The sequence below is a fragment of the Vibrio phycocola genome (genome assembly GCF_054404255.1).
Genome location: NZ_JBTAMQ010000020.1, coordinates 1 through 25,107, shown reverse-complemented (window position 1 = coordinate 25,107; position 25,107 = coordinate 1). Strand labels below are relative to the sequence as shown.

Annotated in this window: 23 protein-coding genes and 1 tRNA gene; 14 read left to right on the top strand and 10 right to left on the bottom strand. The window is 41.7% G+C overall.

Annotated elements, in window-relative coordinates; genetic code table 11:
* Positions 1–6 precede the first annotated feature (6 nt).
* From ACXJY6_RS18910 to ACXJY6_RS18885, 6 genes are all read left to right on the top strand, one after another.
* Positions 7–3,915: a YhdP family protein gene (locus ACXJY6_RS18910; protein WP_458769280.1), complete on the top strand. Its 3,909-nt coding sequence runs from the start codon at positions 7–9 to the stop codon at positions 3,913–3,915.
* Positions 3,912–4,757, top strand: coding sequence for a carbon-nitrogen hydrolase family protein (locus ACXJY6_RS18905; protein WP_458769279.1), 846 nt, complete (start codon positions 3,912–3,914; stop codon positions 4,755–4,757). Before ACXJY6_RS18910 ends, ACXJY6_RS18905 begins: the two co-directional genes overlap by 4 nt.
* Positions 4,758–5,102: 345 nt before the next feature.
* Complete coding sequence (gene glgC / locus ACXJY6_RS18900) at positions 5,103–6,365, top strand: glucose-1-phosphate adenylyltransferase (RefSeq protein WP_458769278.1); 1,263 nt, start codon at positions 5,103–5,105, stop codon at positions 6,363–6,365.
* 40 nt (positions 6,366–6,405) lie between these two features.
* A complete protein-coding gene (tldD, locus tag ACXJY6_RS18895; protein ID WP_458769277.1) occupies positions 6,406–7,851 on the top strand; it encodes a metalloprotease TldD in 1,446 nt (481 codons plus the stop codon).
* 77 nt (positions 7,852–7,928) lie between these two features.
* Positions 7,929–8,342, top strand: coding sequence for a ribonuclease E inhibitor RraB (gene rraB / locus ACXJY6_RS18890; protein ID WP_458769276.1), 414 nt, complete (start codon positions 7,929–7,931; stop codon positions 8,340–8,342).
* Positions 8,343–8,454: 112 nt separating this feature from the next.
* Positions 8,455–9,261 carry a glycosyl hydrolase 2 galactose-binding domain-containing protein gene (locus tag ACXJY6_RS18885; RefSeq protein WP_458769275.1) on the top strand — a complete coding sequence of 269 codons (807 nt, stop codon included), beginning with the start codon at positions 8,455–8,457 and terminating at the stop codon, positions 9,259–9,261.
* A 54-nt stretch (positions 9,262–9,315) separates the two neighbouring features.
* On the opposite strand, the gene ACXJY6_RS18880 is transcribed toward ACXJY6_RS18885, so the two are convergent.
* The gene (locus tag ACXJY6_RS18880) at positions 9,316–10,284 is read right to left on the bottom strand and encodes a TAXI family TRAP transporter solute-binding subunit (RefSeq protein WP_458769274.1); all 969 of its coding nucleotides are present in this window, start codon (positions 10,282–10,284) and stop codon (positions 9,316–9,318) included.
* A 48-nt stretch (positions 10,285–10,332) separates the two neighbouring features.
* Positions 10,333–10,803, bottom strand: a complete 471-nt coding sequence (gene argR / locus ACXJY6_RS18875; RefSeq protein WP_456053047.1) for a transcriptional regulator ArgR — start codon at positions 10,801–10,803, stop codon at positions 10,333–10,335.
* Between the two features lie 328 nt (positions 10,804–11,131).
* Here argR and mdh point away from each other — a divergent pair, with 328 nt between their 5' ends.
* On the top strand, positions 11,132–12,067 hold the full coding sequence (mdh, locus tag ACXJY6_RS18870) for a malate dehydrogenase (protein ID WP_456053022.1): 936 nt from the start codon (positions 11,132–11,134) through the stop codon (positions 12,065–12,067).
* A 61-nt stretch (positions 12,068–12,128) separates the two neighbouring features.
* Here the strand turns inward: mdh and ispB are convergent, their stop codons facing one another.
* The gene (ispB, locus tag ACXJY6_RS18865; RefSeq protein ID WP_458769273.1) at positions 12,129–13,100 is read right to left on the bottom strand and encodes an octaprenyl diphosphate synthase; all 972 of its coding nucleotides are present in this window, start codon (positions 13,098–13,100) and stop codon (positions 12,129–12,131) included.
* A gap of 268 nt (positions 13,101–13,368) precedes the next feature.
* On the opposite strand from ispB, the gene rplU reads away from it, so the two are divergent.
* The 6 genes from rplU (at position 13,369) to folA (ending at position 17,235) form a co-directional block, all read left to right on the top strand.
* Positions 13,369–13,680, top strand: coding sequence for a 50S ribosomal protein L21 (gene rplU / locus ACXJY6_RS18860; RefSeq protein ID WP_456053020.1), 312 nt, complete (start codon positions 13,369–13,371; stop codon positions 13,678–13,680).
* A gap of 19 nt (positions 13,681–13,699) precedes the next feature.
* Entirely contained in the window at positions 13,700–13,957 is a 258-nt protein-coding gene (rpmA, locus tag ACXJY6_RS18855; protein ID WP_456053019.1) for a 50S ribosomal protein L27, read from the top strand.
* A 204-nt stretch (positions 13,958–14,161) separates the two neighbouring features.
* Positions 14,162–15,343, top strand: a complete 1,182-nt coding sequence (gene cgtA / locus ACXJY6_RS18850) for an Obg family GTPase CgtA (RefSeq protein ID WP_458769272.1) — start codon at positions 14,162–14,164, stop codon at positions 15,341–15,343.
* Between the two features lie 141 nt (positions 15,344–15,484).
* A complete protein-coding gene (locus ACXJY6_RS18845) occupies positions 15,485–16,246 on the top strand; it encodes a threonine/serine exporter family protein (RefSeq protein WP_458769271.1) in 762 nt (253 codons plus the stop codon).
* A 2-nt stretch (positions 16,247–16,248) separates the two neighbouring features.
* On the top strand, positions 16,249–16,722 hold the full coding sequence (locus ACXJY6_RS18840) for a threonine/serine exporter family protein (RefSeq protein ID WP_456053016.1): 474 nt from the start codon (positions 16,249–16,251) through the stop codon (positions 16,720–16,722).
* Between the two features lie 33 nt (positions 16,723–16,755).
* Positions 16,756–17,235 carry a type 3 dihydrofolate reductase gene (gene folA / locus ACXJY6_RS18835; RefSeq protein ID WP_458769270.1) on the top strand — a complete coding sequence of 160 codons (480 nt, stop codon included), beginning with the start codon at positions 16,756–16,758 and terminating at the stop codon, positions 17,233–17,235.
* 36 nt (positions 17,236–17,271) lie between these two features.
* Here folA and ACXJY6_RS18830 read toward each other — a convergent pair whose 3' ends face one another.
* The 6 genes from ACXJY6_RS18830 to lptD are packed head-to-tail and all read right to left on the bottom strand — an operon-like array spanning position 17,272 to position 23,965.
* Positions 17,272–18,081 carry a symmetrical bis(5'-nucleosyl)-tetraphosphatase gene (locus ACXJY6_RS18830; protein ID WP_456053014.1) on the bottom strand — a complete coding sequence of 270 codons (810 nt, stop codon included), beginning with the start codon at positions 18,079–18,081 and terminating at the stop codon, positions 17,272–17,274.
* Positions 18,082–18,093: 12 nt separating this feature from the next.
* The gene (apaG, locus tag ACXJY6_RS18825) at positions 18,094–18,474 is read right to left on the bottom strand and encodes a Co2+/Mg2+ efflux facilitator ApaG/CorD (RefSeq protein WP_456053013.1); all 381 of its coding nucleotides are present in this window, start codon (positions 18,472–18,474) and stop codon (positions 18,094–18,096) included.
* Positions 18,475–18,516: 42 nt separating this feature from the next.
* Positions 18,517–19,326 (bottom strand): 16S rRNA (adenine(1518)-N(6)/adenine(1519)-N(6))-dimethyltransferase RsmA, encoded by an 810-nt coding sequence (rsmA, locus tag ACXJY6_RS18820; RefSeq protein ID WP_456053012.1) that lies wholly within the window; start codon positions 19,324–19,326, stop codon positions 18,517–18,519.
* 12 nt (positions 19,327–19,338) lie between these two features.
* On the bottom strand, positions 19,339–20,331 hold the full coding sequence (gene pdxA, locus ACXJY6_RS18815) for a 4-hydroxythreonine-4-phosphate dehydrogenase PdxA (protein ID WP_458769269.1): 993 nt from the start codon (positions 20,329–20,331) through the stop codon (positions 19,339–19,341).
* Positions 20,321–21,613: a peptidylprolyl isomerase SurA gene (surA, locus tag ACXJY6_RS18810; protein WP_458769268.1), complete on the bottom strand. Its 1,293-nt coding sequence runs from the start codon at positions 21,611–21,613 to the stop codon at positions 20,321–20,323. Before surA ends, pdxA begins: the two co-directional genes overlap by 11 nt.
* Before the next feature lie 33 nt (positions 21,614–21,646).
* The gene (gene lptD, locus ACXJY6_RS18805) at positions 21,647–23,965 is read right to left on the bottom strand and encodes an LPS assembly protein LptD (RefSeq protein WP_458769267.1); all 2,319 of its coding nucleotides are present in this window, start codon (positions 23,963–23,965) and stop codon (positions 21,647–21,649) included.
* A gap of 145 nt (positions 23,966–24,110) precedes the next feature.
* Here lptD and djlA point away from each other — a divergent pair, with 145 nt between their 5' ends.
* Positions 24,111–24,965: a co-chaperone DjlA gene (djlA, locus tag ACXJY6_RS18800; protein ID WP_456053008.1), complete on the top strand. Its 855-nt coding sequence runs from the start codon at positions 24,111–24,113 to the stop codon at positions 24,963–24,965.
* Positions 24,966–25,030: 65 nt separating this feature from the next.
* On the opposite strand, the gene ACXJY6_RS18795 is transcribed toward djlA, so the two are convergent.
* A tRNA-Asn gene (locus ACXJY6_RS18795) sits at positions 25,031–25,106 on the bottom strand.
* Position 25,107: the final 1 nt, after the last annotated feature.

Below are 25,107 nucleotides of genomic sequence, written 5' to 3'. Positions count from 1 at the left end.
TTATTTATGCTTAGTCGGTTGTGGCGAGTATCGCTTTGGACATTGACCCTTCTGTTACTATTGCTCGCTATTTTTGTAACGACTTTACGCATAACTCTTCCACATATTGATCGTTATCAATCTGAAATTATTCAATGGATTAACCAGCAAACTCAAGCCAACTTATCCATTCAGCATGTTGATGGGTTCTGGCGCAATGCGCATCCTTCAATCTCGTTAAGTGGTTTGAATGTTCTGAATCTAGATGGTGAGGAATTAAATTTAAACGCAAAACAGGTTGATATTGAATTCGACTTGCTCCGCTCGATAGTCAGAGGGCAGTTGGTTATTGCTGATCTGACTATTTATCAGCTAGGGTTGGATGCGAGCTCGATTGCTATTCCTTTATTTGAACAACCCAAAGATCGACCTCCTTCATATAATCAGTTCCTCATCGATACGTTAGACCGAATATTTCTGCGTCAGCTTGAATATTTTTCTGTTGTTGATTCAGCAATAAAATATCAATCGATAACAGGGGAAACTCACGTCTTAGCAGTCGAAAAGCTCAGATGGAAAAATAAAGGTAAGAAACATTTTACTGAAGGGCGAGTTAGTATCGTTGGAACTGGGGTCAACTCTCTTCATGTCGGTGCAGAGTTTTATGATCATGGTAGCTTTACCGATCTCTCTGGGCAGTTTTATTTACAGGCGAATAAGATCGAGCTTGGCCCTTGGTTGGGGGACTATTTAAAACAAGATATGGGAATCAGAGGTGGTGAAGTCAGTTTTGATGCGTGGATTGACCTTCAACATAATGCTGCCTCTTCAACTTACTTTGACTTTCGTCCTTCCACTATACAATGGGGAGAAGGGCATGAAGCGACTATCCAGAAAGGTATTATCGAGTCCTCTGTAATTGAAACCGATATGGAGCGCTCTTGGCAGCTAAGAAGTCATTCCTTTGCTTTAGTTACAGATGGCCATCAATGGCCTGGGTTGGATATTAATGCTTTATTATCAAATAAGGGTTGGAGAGCCGAATTAGCTCAAGCGAACATTGCGAGCTTGACACCTTTCATTGATATTATTCCACAAGCTGAAATGCTTAAACGTTGGATAGCAGGACTAAGCCCTTCAGGGAAAGTAAATCAGTTTCGTATAGCTCACACCAATAATGAATCATTTCGGTATTCTGCTCAGCTGGATAATATTTCGACTGACCAATGGGCATTGCTACCAGAAGTTCATAAACTCAAGGCGCGCGTGAGTGGAGACGAGAGTCATGCCATTATTCATGCGACATTAAACGATGACGAGTTGCCATATGGGGATGTCTTTCAGGCTCCGTTAGTCATTGAAAATGGGGAAATTACTTTTGTTTGGCAAAAAGATAACAGTGGTTGGCGCATTTGGTCCGATCATATTTCACTTAAGACTCCAGAACTTTCATTTATTGGTGAATTTCGTTTAGACTTTCCTCATGAATATAGCCATGAACAAAGTCCATTGCTTTCTATTTATGGTGAAGGAGATGTGTCTGATGTTGGTCAAACATGGCGTTATTTACCAACCCGAGCCTTAGGTGTACCGCTAACTAAATACCTTTCTTCTGCTCTACAGGGTGGCGAATCGAAGAGTGCTCAAATTCTTTGGTATGGCCGATTAAAGCAGTTTCCTTATTCGGATAACAGTGGTGTCTTCCAAGCTAAGGTTAACTTGGAGAATGGTCGATATCGGTTTGGTGAAAAGTGGCCTGATGTTAAGGAGATCCAGCTTCAAGCTTTGTTTGAAAATCTATCACTTAACTACGAAGCTTCTACTGCCAAACTAATGGATGTTAAAGCCTTGAATGTGATTGGGACCATTCCTAGTTTGGTGAGTAAAGGGCATCTGGATATCTCTGCAAACGCAAAGGGAGACGGCATTGCGATACGTGATTTAATGAACTCTTCACCGTTGGCTAATTCGCTAGGTACGGCATTAACAAGTGTTGAAATTCATGGAAATGTTGACTCTACTTTACAGCTACATATTCCGTTTGATTTACGTAAACAGAATGTTCGAGTGTCTGGAAAAGCGAAACTGAAGAACAATAACGTTAAGATTCAATCGCCATCAATGAACATCCAAAACGTGTCTGGGGATGTTTCTTTTAATGACGATGTTATCACGGCGAAAAAAATGTCCGGAGAACTATTGGGACAACCGATCTCATTTGGGTTTAATGGTAAAACAAAAAATAAAAGTTATAACGTTAATATCTCTTCAAAAGGGGTTTGGGATGTCGCAAAGCTTGAACCATATATTGGAAAGTTCTGGATAGATCCATTGCGTGGCGATGGTCCTTGGACGTTAGGGATTAATCTCGACCTCCATCAGCAAGGGCTGAACTATCAAGTTGATTTGGAAGGTGACTTGACTAGAGTGAGAAGCCGTTACCCTTATCCATTGAATAAACATGTCGGTGACTTAGGTAGTATCTCGGTGCAAGCATCGGGTAATCAGCAAACGATTTCCGCAAGAGCTCAATTGCCAAACGCGAAATACCAAGTTGAAATCGATATTTCTGAGAAAAGACCGATATTAACAGCCACAAACTTGGTTATCGGGGATGGTAGCTTTAAACCAAGTCCCATTTCTGGCCATCAAGTCGCAATTCGAACCGACAAATACAATATGGATGATTGGATTCCCATTGTTTTTTCTAAGCAGGCACAAGTTGCAAGTACCGACGGTGATACTGAAGCCTCTTTATTTCCAGTGATACCAGATCCGACATTGATACAAATCGAAGCCAATGAACTTACGGCTGGAACATTGGAGTGGCATGACGCCGACCTCGTTGTTAAAAAGCAAAATGTTGGCTGGTCGATCGATATCAATAGCCAAGAAGCTGAAGGGCAAGCTTCGTATATTGCACCTTATGATCTTTCTGTTGCGTTGAAGCGCTTACACATTTATAGCTCAGATCTCGAGAGTCTAGGCAACGAAAATAGTCAGACTACTAGTGCGGAACCATCTCTGGATAAACCATTGGTTTCTCAATTTGATCGTGATTTTCATGAGTTAATCCCCAATCTAACATTACATGTGGATGATTTTTGGTTGCAAGGGTATAAAGTTGGTGAGTTAAATATGGACTTCCAGCGCCAAGGTAACACGCTAGTCTGGAAAAATATTGATGTGATTAGTGGTTCGAATGAAATTCATGCGAGTGGAGATTGGACGCTAAATAGCGAGAGTTCGTTCACCAATGTAGATTTGCGTATGAGTGGTGACAACAGTACCGATCTTATGCGGAGATTTGGAATTACGTCAGGTATTCAAAAAGCGCCATTTTCCCTTTCGAGTAATTTACAGTGGCAAGGCTCTCCTTGGTCCATGAAAGTAAATACGCTGACCGGAAAAGTGAATACAGAGCTAGGAAAAGGTGTTGTTTCCCATGTAAGTGGTGCTGCTCGCTTAATTGGTTTATTTAGCTTAGATTCAATTATACGCAAGATGCAGCTAGATTTTAGTGATGTGTTTGACACAGGTATGGCATTTAATTCGATCGAGGGTAGTGGCAATTTAACTGACGGGGTTTTTGTCACCAACAATATCACTATGGATGCGGTTGCTGGTGAAATGACGATTAAAGGTTTGGTGGACCTTAATCAGCGAATGATTGATTCTGAAGTAAAATTTGTTCCTGATATAACGTCTGGCATTCCTGTTCTAAGTGCATTTGCAGTAACACCAATTACCGCCTTGTATGTGTTTGCTATTACGGCAGTTATTGCGCCGGTTGTTGAAGTCTTTACAGAGGTTAACTACTCTGTGACTGGTCCAATTGATTCTCCGAAAGTGAAAGAAATTTCACGTACTACAGGGGAGTTTACGTTACCGGAAAATATGCGTGAGCAAGTTAAGAACCAAGGAGAGCGTAAATGAGTAAGGTTGGTTTGATTCAGATGACGTCAGGACCTGATGTTGACGTTAATATAAACTATATTGAACAACAAGTTACCACTCTAGCAAAGCAAGGTGTTGAGTGGGTACTTACGCCTGAAAACTCAATTGTATTTGGTACGAAGACGGACTATCACAATGTGGCTGAACCTCTTGAATCAAATCAATATATTTCTCGACTCGCGACCCTAGCACAAAGCCAAAATGTTTGGCTTATTATTGGCAGTATGCCGATTTTAACTGTTGATAATTTGGTGACCACAACAACGGTGGTCATTAATAATAAAGGCCAAATCGCTGAACACTATGACAAGATTCATATGTTTGATGTCGATGTGTCTGATGGCCATCAACGCTATCGTGAATCGGAAACATTTACTCCTGGAAATGAAGTGAAAACTGTGACAACCCCTTATGGGTGTATCGGTTTATCAATTTGTTACGATGTGCGCTTCCCTCATTTATACACAGAATTAAGACGCCAGCAGGCTGATATAATTTTGGTTCCAGCGGCTTTTACTGCTGTAACCGGAAAAGCCCATTGGGAAATACTACTGCGAGCTCGGGCGATTGAAGCTCAATGTTGGATTGTTGCCGTGAATCAAGCGGGAACCCATCAAGGTGGACGTGAAACGTGGGGGCATTCAGTGGTTATTTCACCTTGGGGAGAAGTGATAATTCAAGCTGGCTCGCAAGCTGAAAACGTTATTGCTGAACTCGACCTTAATACACTCGGCAGTATCCGAAGTGCCATGCCGGTAGAACAACATTGCCGATTTAGTAGCCAAATTATTGCAACAAGGAACCATTCTGGATCTTGTTAAGCTGCACTTGTCAGTGCGTATTCATCACTTTTCTTTTCCTGCCAAAAGTCCCATCTTGAGATCGAGACGATTTGATCATACTTAGCTCTTGGTCACATAGTGATACATTGATTTATATCACTATGCGGAAACCTTGAGTTGGTCACATTAAAGCCAATGACATCTTATATTGATCAAGACGTTGATGTGCTAGATTCGTTAAGGTGTTTTAATTTAGTCGATATACAGCAATCTGTTTTTCGTTTAGCACTTCAGTTCACTTTTGTATCGCAAGTTTGGAGTATTTTCACGAGCATAAAAAAAACAGCTGTAATAACTAGAATATTGTCTCATTGGAGAAATCATATGGTTCAAACTACAGATCGTTTTATTAGTAACCTCACCAAAGAAACGTACGCATTGGTATTGGCCGGTGGTCGAGGTAGTCGCTTACATGAATTGACAGATTGGCGTGCAAAACCCGCTGTTTATTTTGGCGGTAAATACCGTATTGTTGACTTCCCACTTTCGAATTGTATTAACTCTGGCATTCGCCGTATTGGTGTTGCTACACAATACAAATCTCACTCATTAATTCGTCATATTCAGCGTGGTTGGGGACACTTTAAAGCTGATACTTCAGAGTTTGTTGATGTTTTGCCTGCGTCTCAGCGTATGGGGGATGATTGGTATGTTGGGACGGCTGATGCTGTCCGTCAGAATCTTGATATTCTTCGCGCAGAAAATCCGAAATACGTACTTATTCTATCTGGCGATCATGTGTATCGAATGGACTATGGTTTGATGATTGCTGAGCACGTTTCAAATGGTGCTGATATGACCGTATGTTGTTTGGAGTGTGATATTGAGGAAGCGGCTGGCGCATTTGGTGTCATGACAGCCAATGAAAGTGGACAGGTGGTTGCGTTTGATGAGAAGCCTGCTGAGCCGAATCCAATTCCAGGTAACCCTGATAAATGTTTAGCATCGATGGGGAACTATGTATTTACGACAGAATTCTTATTTGAACAGCTAGAAAGAGATGGGGATAATTCGAATTCCAGCCATGATTTTGGCAATGATATCATTCCTTCAATTATCGAACAGCACAACGTGTACGCTCATGCATTCAAAGATCCTGAGACTGGTGAACAGCCGTACTGGCGTGATGTCGGAACATTGGACTCTTTTTGGGAAGCCAATATGGAACTTGTTTCTCCTACTCCAGCCTTAAACTTGTACGATAGGGATTGGCCAATCTGGACCTTCCAAGAAATGGTTCCATCTGCCAAATTTATTTTTAACGATGATGATCGTCGCGGTATGGCTGTAGACTCTACAGTTTCTGGTGGTTGTATTGTTTCGGGCTCCCACATTAGTAATTCTTTGTTGTACTCTCGTGTTCATACCCATTCTCGAAGTATGATTGAGCAATCAGTTTTGTTACCTGGCTGTGATGTTGGTGAAGGCGCTAAACTGAAGAAAGTGATTGTTGATAGTGATTGTACTATTCCAGAAGGGATGGAAATTGGTTACGATCATGCTAAAGATAAAGATCTCGGCTTCCGTGTTACGGAGAAGGGCGTTACTCTGGTCACTAAAGAGATGCTTAAGGCACTGAACACCTGACCTTTTAGCTAAAATGTAATTAAATGAAGAAGAACAAATTATGACCGTTACACGTATAGAGCAAGCCTTATTGAATCCAACTGGGTTAACTGAACAAGATATTGCTGGGACACTATCAAGTATTGTTAGTCGAGACGTTGACTACGCGGATATCTATTTTCAATCGAGCTGGCATGAATCTCTCGTACTTGAAGACGGTATTATTAAAGATGGTTCGTTTAATATCGACAAAGGCGTCGGTATTCGAGCGGTTACTGGTGAGAAAACAGGCTTTGCCTATTCAGATCAGATTACGCTTGATTCACTAAAACAAAGCGCTATTGCGGCTCGTGGGATCGCTCAGCAGGGGAAAAACGCACAAGTTAAGGCATTTGTAAAACATGATAATCAGGCTTATTACCAAGCAACTAATCCTCTAGAGTCATGGGAGAAAGAGCAAAAAAGCCGATTACTTCAAGAGTTAGACGCCTACATTCGGGCGAAAGAGCCTTTGATTCAAGAAGTCTCGGTTAGCCTATCTGGAGTATATGAACAAGTCTTAGTGGCTGCAACGGATGGCACCTATGCGGGCGATATTCGCCCACTTGTTCGCTTGTCTATTAGCGTACTAGCACAGCGAGGCGATCGTCGTGAACGAGGTAGCGCTGGTGGTGGTGGTCGCTTTTCTTACGACTATTTCTTGAGTGATGAACAAGGACAAAAAATTGCTTTTCAATTTGCTGATGAGGCGGTTCGCCAAGCACTGGTTAATCTAGAAGCTATTGCGGCACCTGCAGGCACAATGCCAGTAGTTTTAGGGGCTGGCTGGCCTGGCGTTCTACTTCATGAAGCGGTAGGGCATGGATTGGAAGGGGACTTTAATCGAAAAGAGACGTCGGTTTTCTCTGGAAAAGTAGGCCAACAAGTGACATCTAAGCTTTGTACTATCGTGGATGATGGCACTCTAAAAGATTTACGTGGCTCTTTAAATATCGATGATGAAGGAGTCAATGGTCAATATAACACCTTGATCGAAAATGGTGTTTTGAAAGGTTATATTCAAGATAAGTTGAATGCTCGATTAATGGGAGTGGCACCGACTGGAAATGGTCGACGTGAGTCCTATGCGCATTTACCAATGCCGCGAATGACCAATACTTATATGTTACCAGGAGAACACTCGCCAGAGGAGATTATCTCTACTGTGAAGAAAGGTGTTTATGCGCCAAACTTTGGTGGTGGGCAAGTTGATATTACTTCAGGTAAATTTGTATTTTCAGCATCGGAAGCGTATCTAATCGAAGATGGTAAAATCACAGCCCCAATTAAGGGAGCGACATTAATTGGTTCAGGAATTGAAGCGATGCAGCAAGTTTCCATGGTAGGGAATGATTTGTCGATCGATAGAGGTGTTGGGGTGTGTGGGAAAGCCGGACAGAGCGTTCCAGTTGGGGTTGGGCAACCGACACTAAAACTTGATGCGCTTACTGTTGGTGGAACAGAGTAGTATTTTCAAGTATTCCGTGCGATAGTTGCGCCACAAAAATTGCACCTTGTCATTTAGCTTAGTCTGGAGCCTGAAGAATGTCTCAAAACGATGAATATGTATCAGTACACGATCTGATTGAAATCCATAAAGAAGAAACTCGCGAAATTATTCAAGCGTTGCTTGAGGATGGTAGCGAAGCTGATTCACTCTATGATATTGAGCATCACCTTTTCGCAGAAAGCTTCGAAAAACTTGAAAAAGCAGCAGTAGAAGCTTTTAAAATGGGGTTTGAGGTTCAAGAAGCAGAAGAGACTGAAGACGAAGATGGAAATCAATTGTTTTGTTTTGATGCGACTGTTGAATCAACACTTGATCCAGAAACAATCGATGAACAAGTTTCTAAATTGATCGACTTAGCGGAAAAATTCGACATTATCTATGACGGATGGGGAACGTATTATGAAGGCGAAGATGCACTCTATCCTGAAGAAGACGATGATGAAGAGTAAATAAACCCGAATTGATGTTTACTAAAACCAACTGTCACAGTTGGTTTTTTATTTTCCTTTTCTATCGATCCTGTGCGTATAATGTGAAAAATTGATCTAAGACAATAAATGCATGAAATTCTCTCTCTCAGGCTATTGGCAATTATCTCCATTAACTGATCTATCATTACCTCAGGATGACATTGTATTTCCTGCGCCTTTTAGTCAGGTTTTACCTCAAGAGTTAACAGAATCAGAAATTACAGAGCAAGAATGGCACTTGATGCACGATATTGAAGTGGACGAGGCATTTCTGCGATACCCTGGTATTGATTTGGTTATTGAGGGTGTTGACTATTACGCCGAGGTTCGTCTCAATGGTGTTGCTATTTTTGATTGTGATAATTCAAAAGATAGCTATCGAAAGGATATTCGCTCTTTGCTTCAGCTAGGCCGAAATCGATTTGAGATTCTCTTTCTTGAGGAAGAAGAAAGCTTATTACTTGAAGAAGATATCGATGAGCTATGCTTACTTACTTCAACGAAAAAAACAATTCACGATCAACGGATGGGGATTTGGAAAGAACCTTACCTACAGTTGATCAATCATGTACGACTCAATCATATTTCAACTGAACAAGTTTGGCATCATGGTGGCGGCTGTGAAGTGATCGTTAATCTTTATTTTGATCTTTTATCTCCAGGGCTAGTGGCTGCAAACATAAAGTTTAACGGTTTAACCTATACATTACCGATCGACATGCGGCAGAACTCTGTTCGCGCTATTTTTCAGGTTGATGCTCCTAGGTACTATGATGTTAATGATCCACACCAAGATGATCTTTATCTTCTGGCAATTGAACTCGATGAACAAAATTATGAATGCCTAATTGGGTTAAGCCATGGCTTATGCGTGAGCCATTTCTCGATAGAGCGATAAGAACAACATACTGAAATGTTTTTCATGATGCGACTTACCGCGTTCATATCGTTGTTACTTCATTATCCCAATCTCACGATAATACCGCACGGCTCCAGAATGAAGAGGTGCGGATAAGCTATCTTTAATCATATGCTGTTTTTCTAATGTTGCGAGAGCAGGGTGACTGTTTTTGAATTGCTCAAAATTTTCGAAAATGGCTTTCACCAGTTTATAAACAACCTCTTCGGAAATATTACTTCTTGTGATCAATGTTGCGGCAACACCAAAGCTTTGGATTGGCGTAGTTTGCCCTCGATATGTATTGGGAGGAATAGTGGTGGTTGTGTAATAAGGGTGTTCGGCAACAATGCGTTCAATTTCTTGTCCTGTTGCTGGCACTATTTTAGCGTCACAGGATGTGATTGCTTCTTGAATCGAAGAGCTAGGGTGTCCAACCATATAAATGTATGCATCTAATTTATCTTCACATAAGGCTTGTGAGCGTTTTGCTCCTGTTAGCTCGGAAGCAAGTTGAAAACTCTCTTTATTCCAACCAAAAGCATCCATTACGAATTCCATTGTGGCTCTATCACCAGAGCCTGAATTACCAATGTTGATACGCTTTTGGAACAGGTCTTGTACGCTTTGAATGTCATTATCTGGATGCGCGATAATATTAAATGGTTCAGTGTAGAGTGAAAAAACACTTCGCATTTCTTTGAAAGCACCACGTTGTGTAAACGGTCCACTTCCTTGAATACCATGATATTGCCAGTCAGATTGCACAATAGCGAAGTCAAACTGCTCCCTTCTTAGTGTGTTCACGTTGTAGATGGAACCACCAGTAGCTTCGATGGAGCAGAGAAGGTTGTGTTGACCTCTTTCTTGATTAACTATTTGACACAAGGCACCACCGCTAGGGTAATAAACGCCCGTTTCAGACCCTGTTCCAATCGTGATAAAACGTGTATCACTCCAGGCTGAATGGGAGGGAATAAGAGACAATGTTGCAATTGCATACAACCCAATTAATCGTGCCATAACTCAGCACTCCTCTATGGTACGTCTTATATGAGAAGAATAGTCAGGCTAACCTGCATATTCAAATAAATCACAAATTGCATTAAAAAGGGTTTCTGTTGATATGCCTGATGTTGGAGTAATAAACACCGTATCATCTCCCGCAACAACACCAAGAATGCCTTCTGATTTTCCTAAAGAATCAAGAAGGCGAGCGATAAGTTGTGCTGCTGCTGGGCTGGTATGAATAACGACCAATGCTTCATTAAAATCTATGTCTAAAACTAGCTCACGCAATGAACTGGAAACAGTTGGCATACCCAGTTCTGCTGGTAAGCAATACACCATTTCCATTTTTGCATTTCGAGTTCGAACTGCTCCGAACTTAGTTAACATTCGCGACACTTTAGATTGGTTTATATTTTCAAAACCTTCGACGCGCAGAGCTTCAACGATATCGCTTTGTGAACCGAAACGTTCTTCCTTTAAAAGCGCCTTAAACGCACGGACTAGATTGTCTTGTTTATCCATATTTTTCATCACTTAGGGCTATCTTTATTGAGAATGACTATTCTAGTGCATATTTTCGCATAATTATGCATTAGACACCAAGCTATTGTCGTTCTATAGACTATTCCTTTAAAAATCTATGTATTTTTAATGATAACTTGCTATGTACAACGCTCTGTTTTCAATAGGAATTTATAATGACTTGTGAGTGGAAAAGTAGATGGAGATTTACTTATGAGAGATGTCTCAAACATGAAGTTAATTTATTGTAATCAGTTTGTAATTAATATAACGTCTTTGGGTTGCACTTTGAGTGTTCTGTACCACATTATAATAAAATCTCATGGAGAAATGCCCTATGAAAGTTGCTGTTATTGGCGCCGCTGGTGGTATCGGCCAAGCCCTTGCATTATTACTCAAGAATAATTTACCAGCAGGATCTGATCTTGCTTTATATGATATTGCACCAGTTACTCCTGGTGTTGCCTGCGATCTTAGTCACATCCCAACACCTGTATCAATTAAAGGTTATTGTGGCGAAGACCCAACTCCTGCGCTAGAAGGTGCCGAAGTTGTTCTTATTTCGGCGGGTGTTGCTCGTAAGCCAGGAATGGATCGTGCGGATCTATTTAATGTTAACGCTGGAATCGTACGCAGCTTAGCTGAAAAAATTGCGGCAGTTTGTCCTACTGCTTGTGTTGGGATTATCACAAACCCAGTTAACACGACAGTTCCTATTGCTGCGGAAGTTCTAAAAAAAGCGGGTGTTTACAATAAGAACAAACTTTTTGGTATCACGACACTTGATGTTATTCGTTCAGAAACTTTTGTCGCAGAACTAAAAGGTAAAGATCCATTATCGTTGAATGTCCCTGTTATTGGTGGTCACTCAGGAGTAACGATCCTACCTTTACTATCTCAAGTTGAGGGTGTTGAATTTAGTGATGAAGAAGTTGCCGCATTGACGCATCGTATTCAGAATGCGGGTACAGAAGTTGTTGAAGCTAAAGCGGGTGGTGGTAGTGCGACTCTTTCAATGGGACAAGCGGCATGTCGGTTTGGTTTATCGCTCGTGAAAGCTCTTTCTGGTGAAGAGAACATCGTTGAATGTGCTTATGTGGAAAGCGATGGTGGATTAGCCCCATTCTTTGCTCAGCCAATTAAATTGGGTAAAAATGGCATTGAAGAAGTGTTGAGTTATGGTGAGCTAAGTGCATTTGAACAAAATGCATTGGAGAGCATGCTAGATACTTTACGCGGTGATATTCAGATCGGTGTTGATTTCGTAAAATAAACACAGCGTTAAATGAAAAAGCTGGCTTAAAGCCAGCTTTTTTTGTTTGTATCACTTTAGATTACTTATTCCGATTAACCGCGAGATGCGAGAGTGATATCAAGGCTTGTTTGTATTCACTGTCTGGAATGATAGATAGAGACGCAATGGCTTTATCAGCTTCTTCCATCGCTTTCTTACGGGTATATTCTAATGCCCCGGTTTCTTCCATCGCTTGAAGAATCTCGGTTAAGCGTTCCATACCGTTCGCTTTTTCTATTGCTTCTCGAATCATTTCGCATTGTTGCTCGTTACCATTATGCATCGCATAAAGTAATGGAAGAGTAGGTTTTCCTTCGGCTAAGTCATCACCAACATTCTTACCCATCTCATCACCGTCTGAGGTGTAGTCCATAACATCGTCAATAAGCTGAAAAGCAGTACCCAAATAGCGACCATAATCTTGCAGAGCACTTTCCACTTCAGCAGGGGCATCGCAAAGGATCGCTCCAACCTGTGTTGCGGCTTCAAACAGTCGAGCTGTTTTAGAGTAGATAACCTGCATATAGCTTTCTTCAGTGGTGTCAGGATCATTACAATTCATCAATTGTAATACTTCACCTTCTGCTATCACATTGACGGCATTGCTCATTAGCTCGAGGATCTTTAATGATCCAATCTGAGTCATCATTTGAAATGAACGAGTATAGATAAAATCTCCGACTAATACGCTTGCTGCATTTCCAAACGCTGCGTTTGCCGTTGCTTTACCGCGACGCATATCGGATTCATCGACAACATCATCATGTAAAAGTGTGGCCGTATGAATAAATTCAATAAAGGCAGATGCCGTCGTATGATCATTTCCCTCATATCCTAGAGAGCGAGCCGACAAAATCGCAATTAGTGGCCGAATTCGTTTCCCACCACCACTTACAATATAAAATCCTAATTGGTTGATTAAAGAGACATCGGAATTGAGTTGCTTAAGAATCGTTTCATTCACTTTTGCCATATCATCGGCAGTTAGTGTTTGGATAGCTTTAAAATCCATGGTAAATCCGGCTAGTATCAATGCTTATAAGGACTTCTAATCCTAAGAATTGTTCAATAATACACTATAAAACGTTGATAAACATATGACTTAAGGGCATGATCCGAGCACTTTTATAGGGCGATAATATTTTCGCCATTTTTTTTCAAATATGGCTTGTCATAAGGTACTCATTCACGTAGAATCTGCGCCCTATTATGATTAGTTTAGCGTACACCCTATATGCCATAAACAGGCTAACGGCTGTGCGGAAAAAGCGGAGTAAAATATGTACGCTGTTTTCCAATCTGGTGGTAAACAACACCGAGTTAGCGAAGGTCAAACCCTTCGTTTAGAGAAATTAGACGTAGAAACTGGTGCAACTGTAGAATTCGATTCTGTTTTACTTGTTGCTAACGGTGAAGACATCCAAGTTGGCGCTCCTCTAGTAGAGGGCGGCAAAGTTACTGCAGAAGTAGTACAACACGGACGTGGCGATAAAATTAAAATCGTTAAATTCCGTCGTCGTAAGCATTCTCGCAAGCAACAAGGTCATCGTCAGTGGTTCACAGAAGTGAAAATTACTGGTATCAACGCGTAATTATTAGGAGAGTCCAACAATGGCACACAAAAAAGCTGGTGGTTCTACTCGTAACGGCCGCGATTCAGAAAGCAAACGCCTAGGCGTTAAGCGTTTTGGTGGTGAATCTGTATTATCAGGTAACATCATTGTTCGTCAACGTGGAACTAAATTCCATGCAGGCAATAACGTAGGTATTGGTAAAGACCATACACTTTTCGCATTATCTGACGGTAAAGTGAAATTTGAAGTTAAAGGTCCTAAGAACCGTAAATTCGTTAGTATCGAAGCTGAATAATTTAGCTTCAATCTGAATTTAAAAGCCCTGCCGTTTCGGTGGGGTTTTTTATTTGTATATTAAAAATAAAAGTAGGAACTTAGGTGTGTTACCTAAGGCGGATCATTTGATCTATAGATAGCAGCAAACAGCCAATATGGTAAGATCTGCTAGACTAGGAACTTAAGTGATGGTTTTGGCAACGCACTTATTGCGGAGTAAAAAATGAAATTCGTTGATGAAGCGGTAATCAAAGTCGAAGCAGGCGATGGTGGTAATGGAATCGTTAGCTTTTGGCGTGAGAAATTTGTCACCAAAGGTGGCCCCGACGGTGGTGATGGTGGTGATGGTGGTGATGTATATATCGAAGCCGATGAGAACCTTAATACACTGATTGATTATCGGTTTCAGCGTTTTTATACCGCTGAGCGTGGAAAAAATGGTAGCGGTGGCAACTGTACAGGAAAACGTGGTAAAGACATTACGTTAAAGGTTCCTGTTGGTACGAGAGCTATCGATATTCACACCAATGAGGTTGTGAGTGAAGTTACCGAGCATGGTAAGAGAATGATGATCGCAAAAGGCGGTTGGCATGGACTCGGCAATACTCGCTTTAAATCTTCAGTGAACCGCGCTCCTCGTCAAAAAACTATGGGAACGAAAGGTGAAGTGCGAGAGCTGCGCCTTGAGCTTCTTCTATTAGCTGATGTTGGAATGCTTGGTTTGCCTAATGCGGGTAAATCCACTTTCATTCGCGCGGTTTCTGCGGCCAAGCCGAAAGTCGCCGATTATCCGTTTACGACTCTGATCCCTAGTTTGGGGGTTGTTAGTGTTGTTCCTGGTAAGAGTTTTGTTGTTGCCGATATTCCTGGCTTGATCGAAGGTGCTTCTGATGGAGTTGGTTTAGGTGTTCGCTTCCTTAAACACTTAGAGCGTTGTCGAGTTCTGTTACATATGATCGATATTATGCCAGCGGATCAAAGTGATCCAGTTGAGAATGCAAAAGTGATCATTGAAGAGCTTGAACAATATAGCGAGAAAGTTTCGGAGAAACCTCGTTGGCTCGTCTTTAATAAAGTTGATCTGATGTTGGAAGATGAGGCTGAAGAGATCATTCAATCTATTCTCACAGCACTGGATTGGAAAGGCGAGTACTTCAAAGTCTCTGCAGTTAATAAACAAGGCACGAGTGATCTTTGCCGAGAACTTGCTGACTTTATGGAGTCATTACCAAAAGAAATGGCGGCCCCTGAGGAAAGTGAAAAAGTTGAATTTATGTGGGACGATTATCATAAAGATGCGATGACGGGCCAAAATGTCATTACCGAAGAAGGCTGGGATGATCTTGATGATGATTGGGATGACGATGATGAAGATGACGGTCATGTTATCTATGTTCGCGAATAGTTAGCCATAAAATAATTGGGCCGCAATATTAATTGCGGCTTTTTTCATCGAGGTCATTTTTTCCGTTGGTGACTTCAGGCACACTGAAGCACGAAATTACCTCAATTTACCTTTTATTAAGCTTTCGTTAGGAATGAAATAATGACCACCAAACAACGAGAAGTTTCTCGTTTGATTGCTCAGTCGGGCCAAATGTTATTAGCACATGGTGCAGAAAGTACTTTAGTTGCTGGAATTATGCAGCGCATGGGATTGGCACTGCATATGGATGAAGTCGAAGTTGCGCTTACTGCAAACTCCCTCGTGGTTACAACCGTAACCGATGAACACTGCATTACAACCGCTCGCCGTTGCCAAGATCGTGGAATTAATATGACCGTAGTGATCAATATTCAACGGATTTGTATCATGTTGGAAAAAGGCATTCTTGATCTTTCAATGGCTCAAGCAAAACTCGATAGTATTAGCCCTAAGCGTTATGATCGCTGGATCGTGATATTAATGATCGGTCTTTCTTGTGGTTCATTTGCGCACTTGGCTGGAGGTGATTGGATCATCTTTCTTGCGACATTTGTCGCATCTGCTGCAGGTATGTGTGTGCGTTTGGAAATAGGTCACCGTCATTTCAATCCACTCCTCAACTTCTGCGCGACTGCTTTTGTTACTTCTCTGATTTCTGCTCAGGCGGTTATTTATCAATTGGGGAATAAACCATCACTCGTTATGGCTTGTTCTGTTTTAATGCTCGTTCCCGGTTTTCCTCTGATTAATTCGGTTGCTGATATGTTGAAGGGATATCTGAATACTGGGATTGCTCGCTTTATGATGGCAACATTGCTGACGTGGGCTACATGTTTAGGTATTGTCGCAGCGATGTTTGTGACGGGGGTATGGAGATGGTAGAAGTGAGTTTTATCGAATTATTGCTTGGTTTGATTGATGACATGTTCTTTGCATCAATTCCTGCAGTAGGGTTTGCCTTGGTATTTAATGTTCCCCCTCATGCGTTAAAGTACTGTGCATTAGGTGGGGCTATTGGGCATGGCACTCGTTACCTTCTCATGCACTATGGAATGCCAATTGAATGGGCAACCTTTTTTGCGGCGACAACTGTTGGAACGATTGGTGTTCATTGGTCTCATAAAGTATTAGCTCATCCGAAGGTGTTTACGGTTGCGGCGTTGATTCCAATGGTGCCTGGTGTTTACACCTATAAAGCGATGATTGCGATGGTGGAAATTAACCATGTAGGGTTCTCTCCTGAATTAATGTCGGTATTAATGGAAAACTTTCTCAAAGCGATGTTTATTGTTGCTGGGTTAGCAATCGGCCTTGCGGTACCAGGCTTGCTGTATTATCGTCGTAAGCCAATTGTTTAACCTATGTTGTAAAGCAAGTGAGTCAATTTTATTATGATTATTAGTATGATAGCCGCAATGGCGAAACAACGCGTTATTGGTAAAGACAACTCGATGCCATGGCATCTTCCCGCCGATTTCGCTTGGTTTAAACGTTGCACCATGGGAAAGCCGATTGTGATGGGGCGTAAAACCTTCGATTCAATTGGGCGACCTTTACCTGGTAGAAAAAATATCGTTATTAGTCGTAATTCGACGTTGGATATTGAAGGGGTGAGTGTCGTTGCATCGATTGATGAAGCGTTAACCTTACTTACCGATGAACCGGAAGTTATGATTATCGGTGGTGGGAGTATTTACGCCTCTTGCCTTCCTCTTGCATCGAAACTGTACCTTACATTTATCGATGCCGATATTTCTGGTGATACTCAATTTCCAGAGTGGGGGAGTGAGTGGAAAGAGTCGTCTCGTGAGTATTACTCTGTTGACGAGAAAAACAGTTACGCCATGGATTTCGTTATACTCGAAAAGTGATGCAAAGAAGGCTAATTTAAGATTTACCTAGCAACGCTATTGAGTTAACGCAGGTTGAGTTATATAGCGTTGGGTTTCCCATTCAAGCATCGTGAGTTCACCTCCCCAGACGCAGCCTGTGTCGAGCCCGATGACATCGGTCCCTTGATAGCCCTCTAATGCAGCCCAATGACCAAATAGCAGAGTTTTGGGTAGCTGAATTCGCTTTTCCCATGTGAACCAAGGTACTAAAGTACTTTTCTCCAAATCCTTTGGTGGTAGTTTACAATCCATATCGAGTGAGCCATTTGGGAAACAGTACCGCATTCGGGTAAAGGCATTAATTATGTAGCGATAGCGTTCAATACCCTCTAAATCTTCTCGCCATAAGGAAGGTTCATCGGCATACATCCCCTCTATCAACCACGCCCATCGCTCACTTTGTAAAATCGATTCCACTTCTTTTGCGGCCGTTTTTGCTGTCGGTATATCCCATTGTGGCGATATTCCCGCATGAGTGAGAATAAAATTAGGGTGCTCAAGTAACAGCGGCTGAAAGCGAATCCATTCCGCAAACTTGTCTCGCTTTGGAGAGTGAATAATAGAGGCTGTTTTATCTTTCTTACGTGCTTTATAGAGCCCAAGAATGAGTGCAAGTAGATGAAGATCGTGATTCCCTAACACCGTTTTAGCTGAGGAACCAAGAGACATAACTAATTCTAGGGTTTCTAGTGATTTTGGTCCTCTAGCGACTAAGTCACCGGCAAGCCATAACGTATCTGAACTGGGGGAGAAGTCGACGCGATCAAGTAGGCGTTCCAATTCATCAAAGCAACCTTGAATATCGCCAACAATGTAATTAGCCAATGACTTGCTCCATTAATTCAGGATGTTAGGAATAGAAAGTCGAAAAGGTTCGATAGCAACGGTAAACTCATCTCCAGCTTCATCGATCATAATGTAGTGACCTTGCATCGCACCTACAGGAGTTTCAATCACTGTTCCACTGGTATAGCTATAGTCATCGTGAGCGCTAATAATGGGCTTCTCTCCAACAACACCTTCACCTTCAACACTGATTTGCTTTCCATCTGCATCGGTAATTAACCAACGACGACTCAGGAGTTGTACTTCTTGTGAGCTTAGATTTCTAATTGTGATCATATACGCAAAGACATATCGGCTTTTCTCGGGTTGAGATTGCTCTTCAATATATTTAGTGCGTACTTGAATCTTTATGCATGGGATTGAGTTAGGCATCATATCCTCAAAACGAAAAGGGAGGTGTTTACCTCCACTTAATTAATGTTTGTGATTGGCATCTAACCAGTTTGCCATGGCAACGAACTGTTGCAAAGTGAGGTTTTCTGGTCGAAGTGATGTATTGACACCGAGTTCCTCTAGTGTTTCAGCAGAAATTAACCCTTTAAAGCAGTTCCTTACAGTTTTACGGCGTTGGTTAAATCCTTCACGGCATACTCTTTCAAGCCAGTTAAGGTTTGTTGCAGGGTAAGGCAGAGTTTCATAAGGAACTAAGCGAACCACAGCTGAATCGACCTTAGGCGGTGGCACAAATGCACTCGGTGGTACCTCTAGCACAGGAACGACTTTACAGTAGTACTGGGCCATGACGGTTAAACGTCCATAAGCTTTTGTTCCTGGTCCTGCACAAAGACGATTGACGACTTCTTTTTGCAACATAAAGTGCATATCTTGCACATCTTTATGGAACTCAAATAAATGGAACATCAAGGGCGTTGAAATGTTATAAGGCAAGTTACCAAAAATTCTTAGCCTGTTATTTGGCTTCACCAAAAGGTTGAAGTCAAACTTCATCGCATCACCTTCGTTGATAATCAATTTATCTTTGAGGTCTGGGTGCTGGCGTAGGCGCTCAGCAAGATCTCTATCCAATTCAACGACGGTTAACTTATCGACTTGTTTTGCAACGGGTTCAGTCAATGCACCTAATCCAGGGCCTATTTCAACAATATTTTCCCCTGGTTGTGGATTAATTGCTGAAACGATTCCATCGATAATATAGGGATCGTTTAAAAAGTTTTGACCAAAGCGTTTACGTGCTTTGTGCCCTTGGTGGACATCATTTCTCATTTTAGTTCCAAATTATTGTGCTTTGCTATCGACTAAATCAATAGCATATTGTAATGCGGTTTTAAAGCTTCCGGTATCCGCTTTCCCGCTGCCTGCAAGGTCGAGAGCTGTCCCATGATCCACCGATGTTCGAATAAAGGGCAGGCCAAGTGTGATGTTCACCGATTGACCAAACCCTTTGTATTTGAGTACGGGTAATACTTGGTCATGATACATACCCAGCACGGCATCGGCTTGTTCCAAGTACTTAGGATTAAAAATAGTATCAGCTGGCAAGGGACCAATTAACTGGTAACCGTGTTGTTGACGCAGTGTATTTAGGACCGGTTGAATTGTATCGATCTCTTCGCTTCCTAAAACACCATCTTCACCTGCATGTGGGTTTAGTCCACACACATAAATATTGGGCTGTTTGATACCAAATTTATTAACGAGATCAGCGTGTAAAATATGAATAATATCTTCTAATAACTTTGGTGTTATAGCTTGGGATACTTTGTTTAAGGGTAAATGAGTGGTGGCTAATGCAACTCGTAATCCTTCCGTTGCAAGCATCATAACCACAAGTGGTGTATTAGACTGCTCAGCAAAAAATTCAGTATGCCCACTAAATTGAACACCTGCTCGATTGATGACACCTTTATGTACCGGTCCTGTGACTACAGCATCAAATTCGCCTTGTAGACAGCCTTGTGCTGCCCGCTCTAGAGTGCGCAAAACATACTGACCATTGGTTTCATCTAGTAACCCAACAGAGCAAGGGGTTGCAAGCGGAATGTGTTCAATCAACAAAGTCCCGGCAGTTTGTTGCGTAACAGGTATTGAAGCATGATAGTCAACTAGATCTACCGTGATCCCAAGTACAGCTGCTCGCTGGGCAAGCATATCGCGATCAGCGCAAACGACGATTTGGTGTGCCCAGTTTTCCTGAGATAACGCGAGAACCAAGTCAGGACCAATCCCAGCAGGTTCTCCCGCGGTAACAATGATTCTTTTAACTGTCATCTTCTTGGCCTTCAACCACTTCAATAAACGCACTTGCCTTCAGCTCTTGTATCCAAGCTTCTGACTCTTCGTTAAATTTGCGATTAAATAAAATCTGATACGCTTTATTTTTAAGTGCGGAATCGGTTCGATCTACTTGGCGGTGTCCTAAGACTTCAACGATATGCCAACCGTGAACAGTCTTAAAGGGCTCGCTAATTTTGCCAACGGCTAATGTTTCGATCTTATGTTTGAATTCAGGTACAAAAATACTTGATGTTTGATACCCCAACTCACCTTGTTTTGCTGCTGAACCTGGATCTTGGCTGTATTGAGCAGCCATTTGAGCGAAGGTACTTTTGCCAGACATGATATCACCACGAATACGGTGGAGCTCTTGTTGGGCACCCTCATCGCTTAGAATGATTGATGGCTTGATTAAAATATGTCGGCTATTAATTTCAGTCACTGCGACTGTTTCAAGTCCTTGTACATCTTTAACCTTAAGGATATGAACACCAACACCACTGCGGAATGGGCCAATGATAGCGTTTTTTCCTTGAACCTTAATCTGGTCAGCAAAAATCGTCGGCATCTCTTCTTTTCTCATCCAATCCCATTCGCCGCCATTGAGTGCTTTTGGGCCTTTTGAATAAGTGAGTGCAAGAGTTTCAAAGCTCGTGCCAGAGTCTAATTGCTTGAGGATATTTTTTGCCAATGCTTCGGCATCGCTAAAATCTTGCTCGCTCTCTGGGCGTAATAAGATATGGCTTATTTTGTATTGAGTTGTTGCTGAGGTTTTTTGTGACAACATATCAGAAAGAGAGTCAACCTCGGCGGGAAGAATATTGATTCTTCGACGAACTAAGGCATTACGCGCTTCTGATGCGGCAACTTCATTGCGAATACCATCTCGATACGCTTCGTAGGAAACACCAGCATCATTAATGGAAGCGATGAGTTGATCGATAGACTGATTATTGTTCTTGGCAATATTTTCAAGTGCTAGATTGAGGCGCGAATCATCAATTTTGACTCCGATTCTATCGGCTTCTTGCTTTTGTAACGAGTCACTAATTAACTTGTCGATTACTTGTTGTTCGAGCACGCTGTCATCTGGCAAGGATTGAGCTTCTGATTGTGCGTTCACTTTAACCAGTTTGATAGCATTGTCGATGTCGCTCTTGAGTATCGACTGATTATTAACAATGACCGAAATCCGATCTAATTCAATCGGCGCCGCAACGGTGGCTGCATGATTGAACGCCAATAGCGAAACGATGAGGTATTTACAGAATTTCATTGAGATTCCTAATTATATCGAGCAAGTAAGTGATCAATTATTCAAAAAGAATGGTCTAGTGTAACCAATTGAACTAGAAGCCGTAGAGTATGATGAACCAGTCACTCCATTGGTGCCAAATCCAACAATACCAAAATTAATGCCGTAATTATTTTCGTATTCAGCGTCGGCATCTGGGTAAGACTCAAAATTTGGAGACCAACCCGTTAGTTCTCGACTAAAAGTAAAGCCGATGTACCAACAATCTGAATGGTAAGTTAATGTCGATTGCCATTCTAATGTCTTATCTGTCGTCAAATCATAATAATATTGAGATTTTGTATTCCATCGGTCTGATAGTTTATAAGTCAGATAGAGTCCTGCTTGAGAAATACCTTCTTCGGTTAATTCATCAACTGTGAGGGTTTCTCCAACGGTATCTTCAATATAGTCTAGAGAGACATAGCGATAGTTTCCTTGAATGGTTCCTTTATTAAATTGATATTCAATTGAGGTATTTCCAAGCTGGATGTTACTCGATGTCACATCGTATTGAAGAGAACCATGGAAAAACAGATTATCGGCATAGTTAAAGTCAGATTCGAGTGCCCACGCAGAATAGCTATTATTGTTACCATCGTTAGATGCACCATCGAGGTATAATATTTGACCAAAAGAAATATTCATTCTTTCTTTATTATTCTCGTCATAAAAGCGATTACTCGCCCCGAAACTGATTTGATTAGCTTCCGCTATATAATCAACGCTGCTATAGCGGCGAGAGCGGAATAAGCCATAATAATCGGTTTGCAGTAAGGTCGTATCGTATTCAGAATAAATGGCTGATTGATCGCGATGCGGTATATAGAGATATTGGAATTGCGGCTCCAACGTTTGTGTGTAACCGTCGAGTAAGGTGGTTTCACGCTCTAGCACTAAACCTAAATGAGAGCGAAACTGTGGCAATGTCCTCACAACCGTTTCTTCATAGTCGTCAGAAGACACACCATCGAGATCTTGATCATAATAACTTGAAAGTAAGCGAGCTTCTGTTGTTAGCGTGCCCCAAGGGGTGCTTAGCGGTACGGTTAAGCCAGGTTCGACATGCACTCTGATTGCGGAAGGTTTTCCACTTTCATCGGTCTTGAAATTGGTAATATGGCTTATGGTGTCAAAATTAACGTACGGTAATATATCAGGTTTATAATAGTTAAACGCCAGCTGTGGCATCATTCTATATGGTTGAGTATCGCTGTCATCATCAAGAAGAAGTTGAAAATCACGTACCAATAGCGTGGCATCCCAGTTGGTATCACGATAGCTTAGAGAGGCTTCTTGAACTAATTGCCCATCGGAGCGAGTTCCTAAATCTGAGTCGAAATCAGAAAAGTAGCTAATGTCACTAACTTCTGAATAGTCCGCGGAGAGTTTCCAATTGTTATTGAATATACCTGAGTGGGTATATTGGAAGCCCCAGCGTTCACCATATTCGGTATTTAGAGCATCTTCATTTAGATACTCATATTCTAATGCTCCTTTACCGAATGCTGATGTTAAATAACGGAATTTCCCATTAAATTGGGTACCTCGATTTTCCATATATTTAAATTCAGTCTCCAAGTCGTAATTTGGAGCTAGATTCCAATACACCGGGATGGTTATTTCAACACCATTGATCGTATCGTACGAAATCAATGGATACAAAAAGCCAGTTTTTCGAGTATCTCCAATAGGAACCGTTAAATAAGGTAGATAGAAAACAGGCACATCGAGTACTTGTAAAACAGGATTGTAGAAGGTTGCTTCATCTTCGTTTTGATCAATGTCGATGCTCGACGCTGTGAGCCGCCAAGCGTTGTCACCTTCAGGGCATGAAGTAATAGACCCGTCTTCAATCCTATATAATGCTTGTCCTGTTTTTTTGATGTAGGCTGCTTCACCACGTCCTGATTCACATAGAAAAGAGTACTGAGTTTGCTCAATGACTATCTCTTCACTATTTAAATCATTGGTTGCTTTGTCGGAAATCGTTTTAATTTCACCATTGGAGAAGTTAACATTGCCTTCAGCGGTGACGATATTGCTAGATTGGTCGACAGTAACTGAGTCGGCCACAATGCTATTTAATCCTTGAGTGACAACTACATCGCCAGTGTATTTAGCATTTTTACCTTCCACGACCTCTAGATTATCGGCTTCCACATTGATAGTCTGTGAGTCTGAATTCTCGGTATCTTGCTCGTTGATTTTACATTGGTCGAATTGAACTTGAGGTTTTTTATCATTTATTACCTCATCAGCAGCAACGCCTTGCGAAAATACAAGTGCTAAGCCGGTGTACAATGAAAAAGAAAATCGAGATTGACGAGCCATTAAATGTAAAGGTCCTGTTTTATATCTGATTGGAATGATAAGACGTCGCTATAAGCGAAAAGGTTCCTAATGATAATGGAAATTTAGCTCGTCGGCACTAATTGACTGCTTAACTCCTAAAAAATTCATATATTGAGATTAAATAATGCAAGTTGTAGGGAAAATTTTAGGCACTTTGTTTGGTTCTTTGCTCGGAACCTTTGGTGCTATTGTTGGCTTTTATATTGGTCATCAGTTCGATAAAGCGAAAGCGAGAGGCAATTTTAGCTTTTCTTCTGGTTCATTTGGTGGTTCAAGAAGCCAAGTAGAGCGTCAGGAAGAGTTCTTTAAAGCAGCTTTTTCGGTTATGGGGCATGTTGCTAAGGCGAAAGGGCAAGTGACTCAGCAAGAAATTAAACTTGCTAGCGTGATGATGGAGCGGATGAAGCTCAACGAAGAGCAACGTCAAATGGCTCAAGATGCATTTCGCGATGGGAAATCCAGTAGCTTTCCGTTAGATGAAGTACTTCAGGGGTTGCGCCAGTCTACTGGTGGACGTCATGATTTAATTCAATTCTTCCTTGAATTGCAAATATCCTCTGCCTTTGCTGATGGCAGCCTACACCCGAATGAGCGAGAGGTATTGCACCGTATAGCAAGAGGGTTAGGGTTTTCCGCTGAGCAACTTGAACGACGATTACGAATGCAAGAAGCGGCGTTTCGATTTCAACATCAAGGTGGTTTTGCTGGTGGCCAAGGTGGGCAAGGCTCTTCTGGACAATGGAGTGGCCCAGCTTCGAGTGCTGATCAACTCAAAGATGCCTATAGTATTCTTGGCGTTGATGCTGAAGCCGATGGTAAAGCAGTCAAACGTGCTTACCGAAAGCTTATGAATGAACACCACCCAGATAAGTTGATGGCTAAAGGCTTACCACCTGAAATGATGACTGTCGCGAAGGAAAAGTCTCAAGAAATTCAAAAAGCGTACGACTTGATTAAGCAAGAGAAAGGCTTTAAATAGTTCCGTTGCTGCACTGTTCGTTTTTGTAAAAAAAAGCCCAATCTGTTGATTGGGCTTTTTTAATGTGGCTCCCCCTGCAAGACTTGAACTTGCGACATACGGATTAACAGTCCGCCGTTCTACCAACTGAACTAAGGGGGAA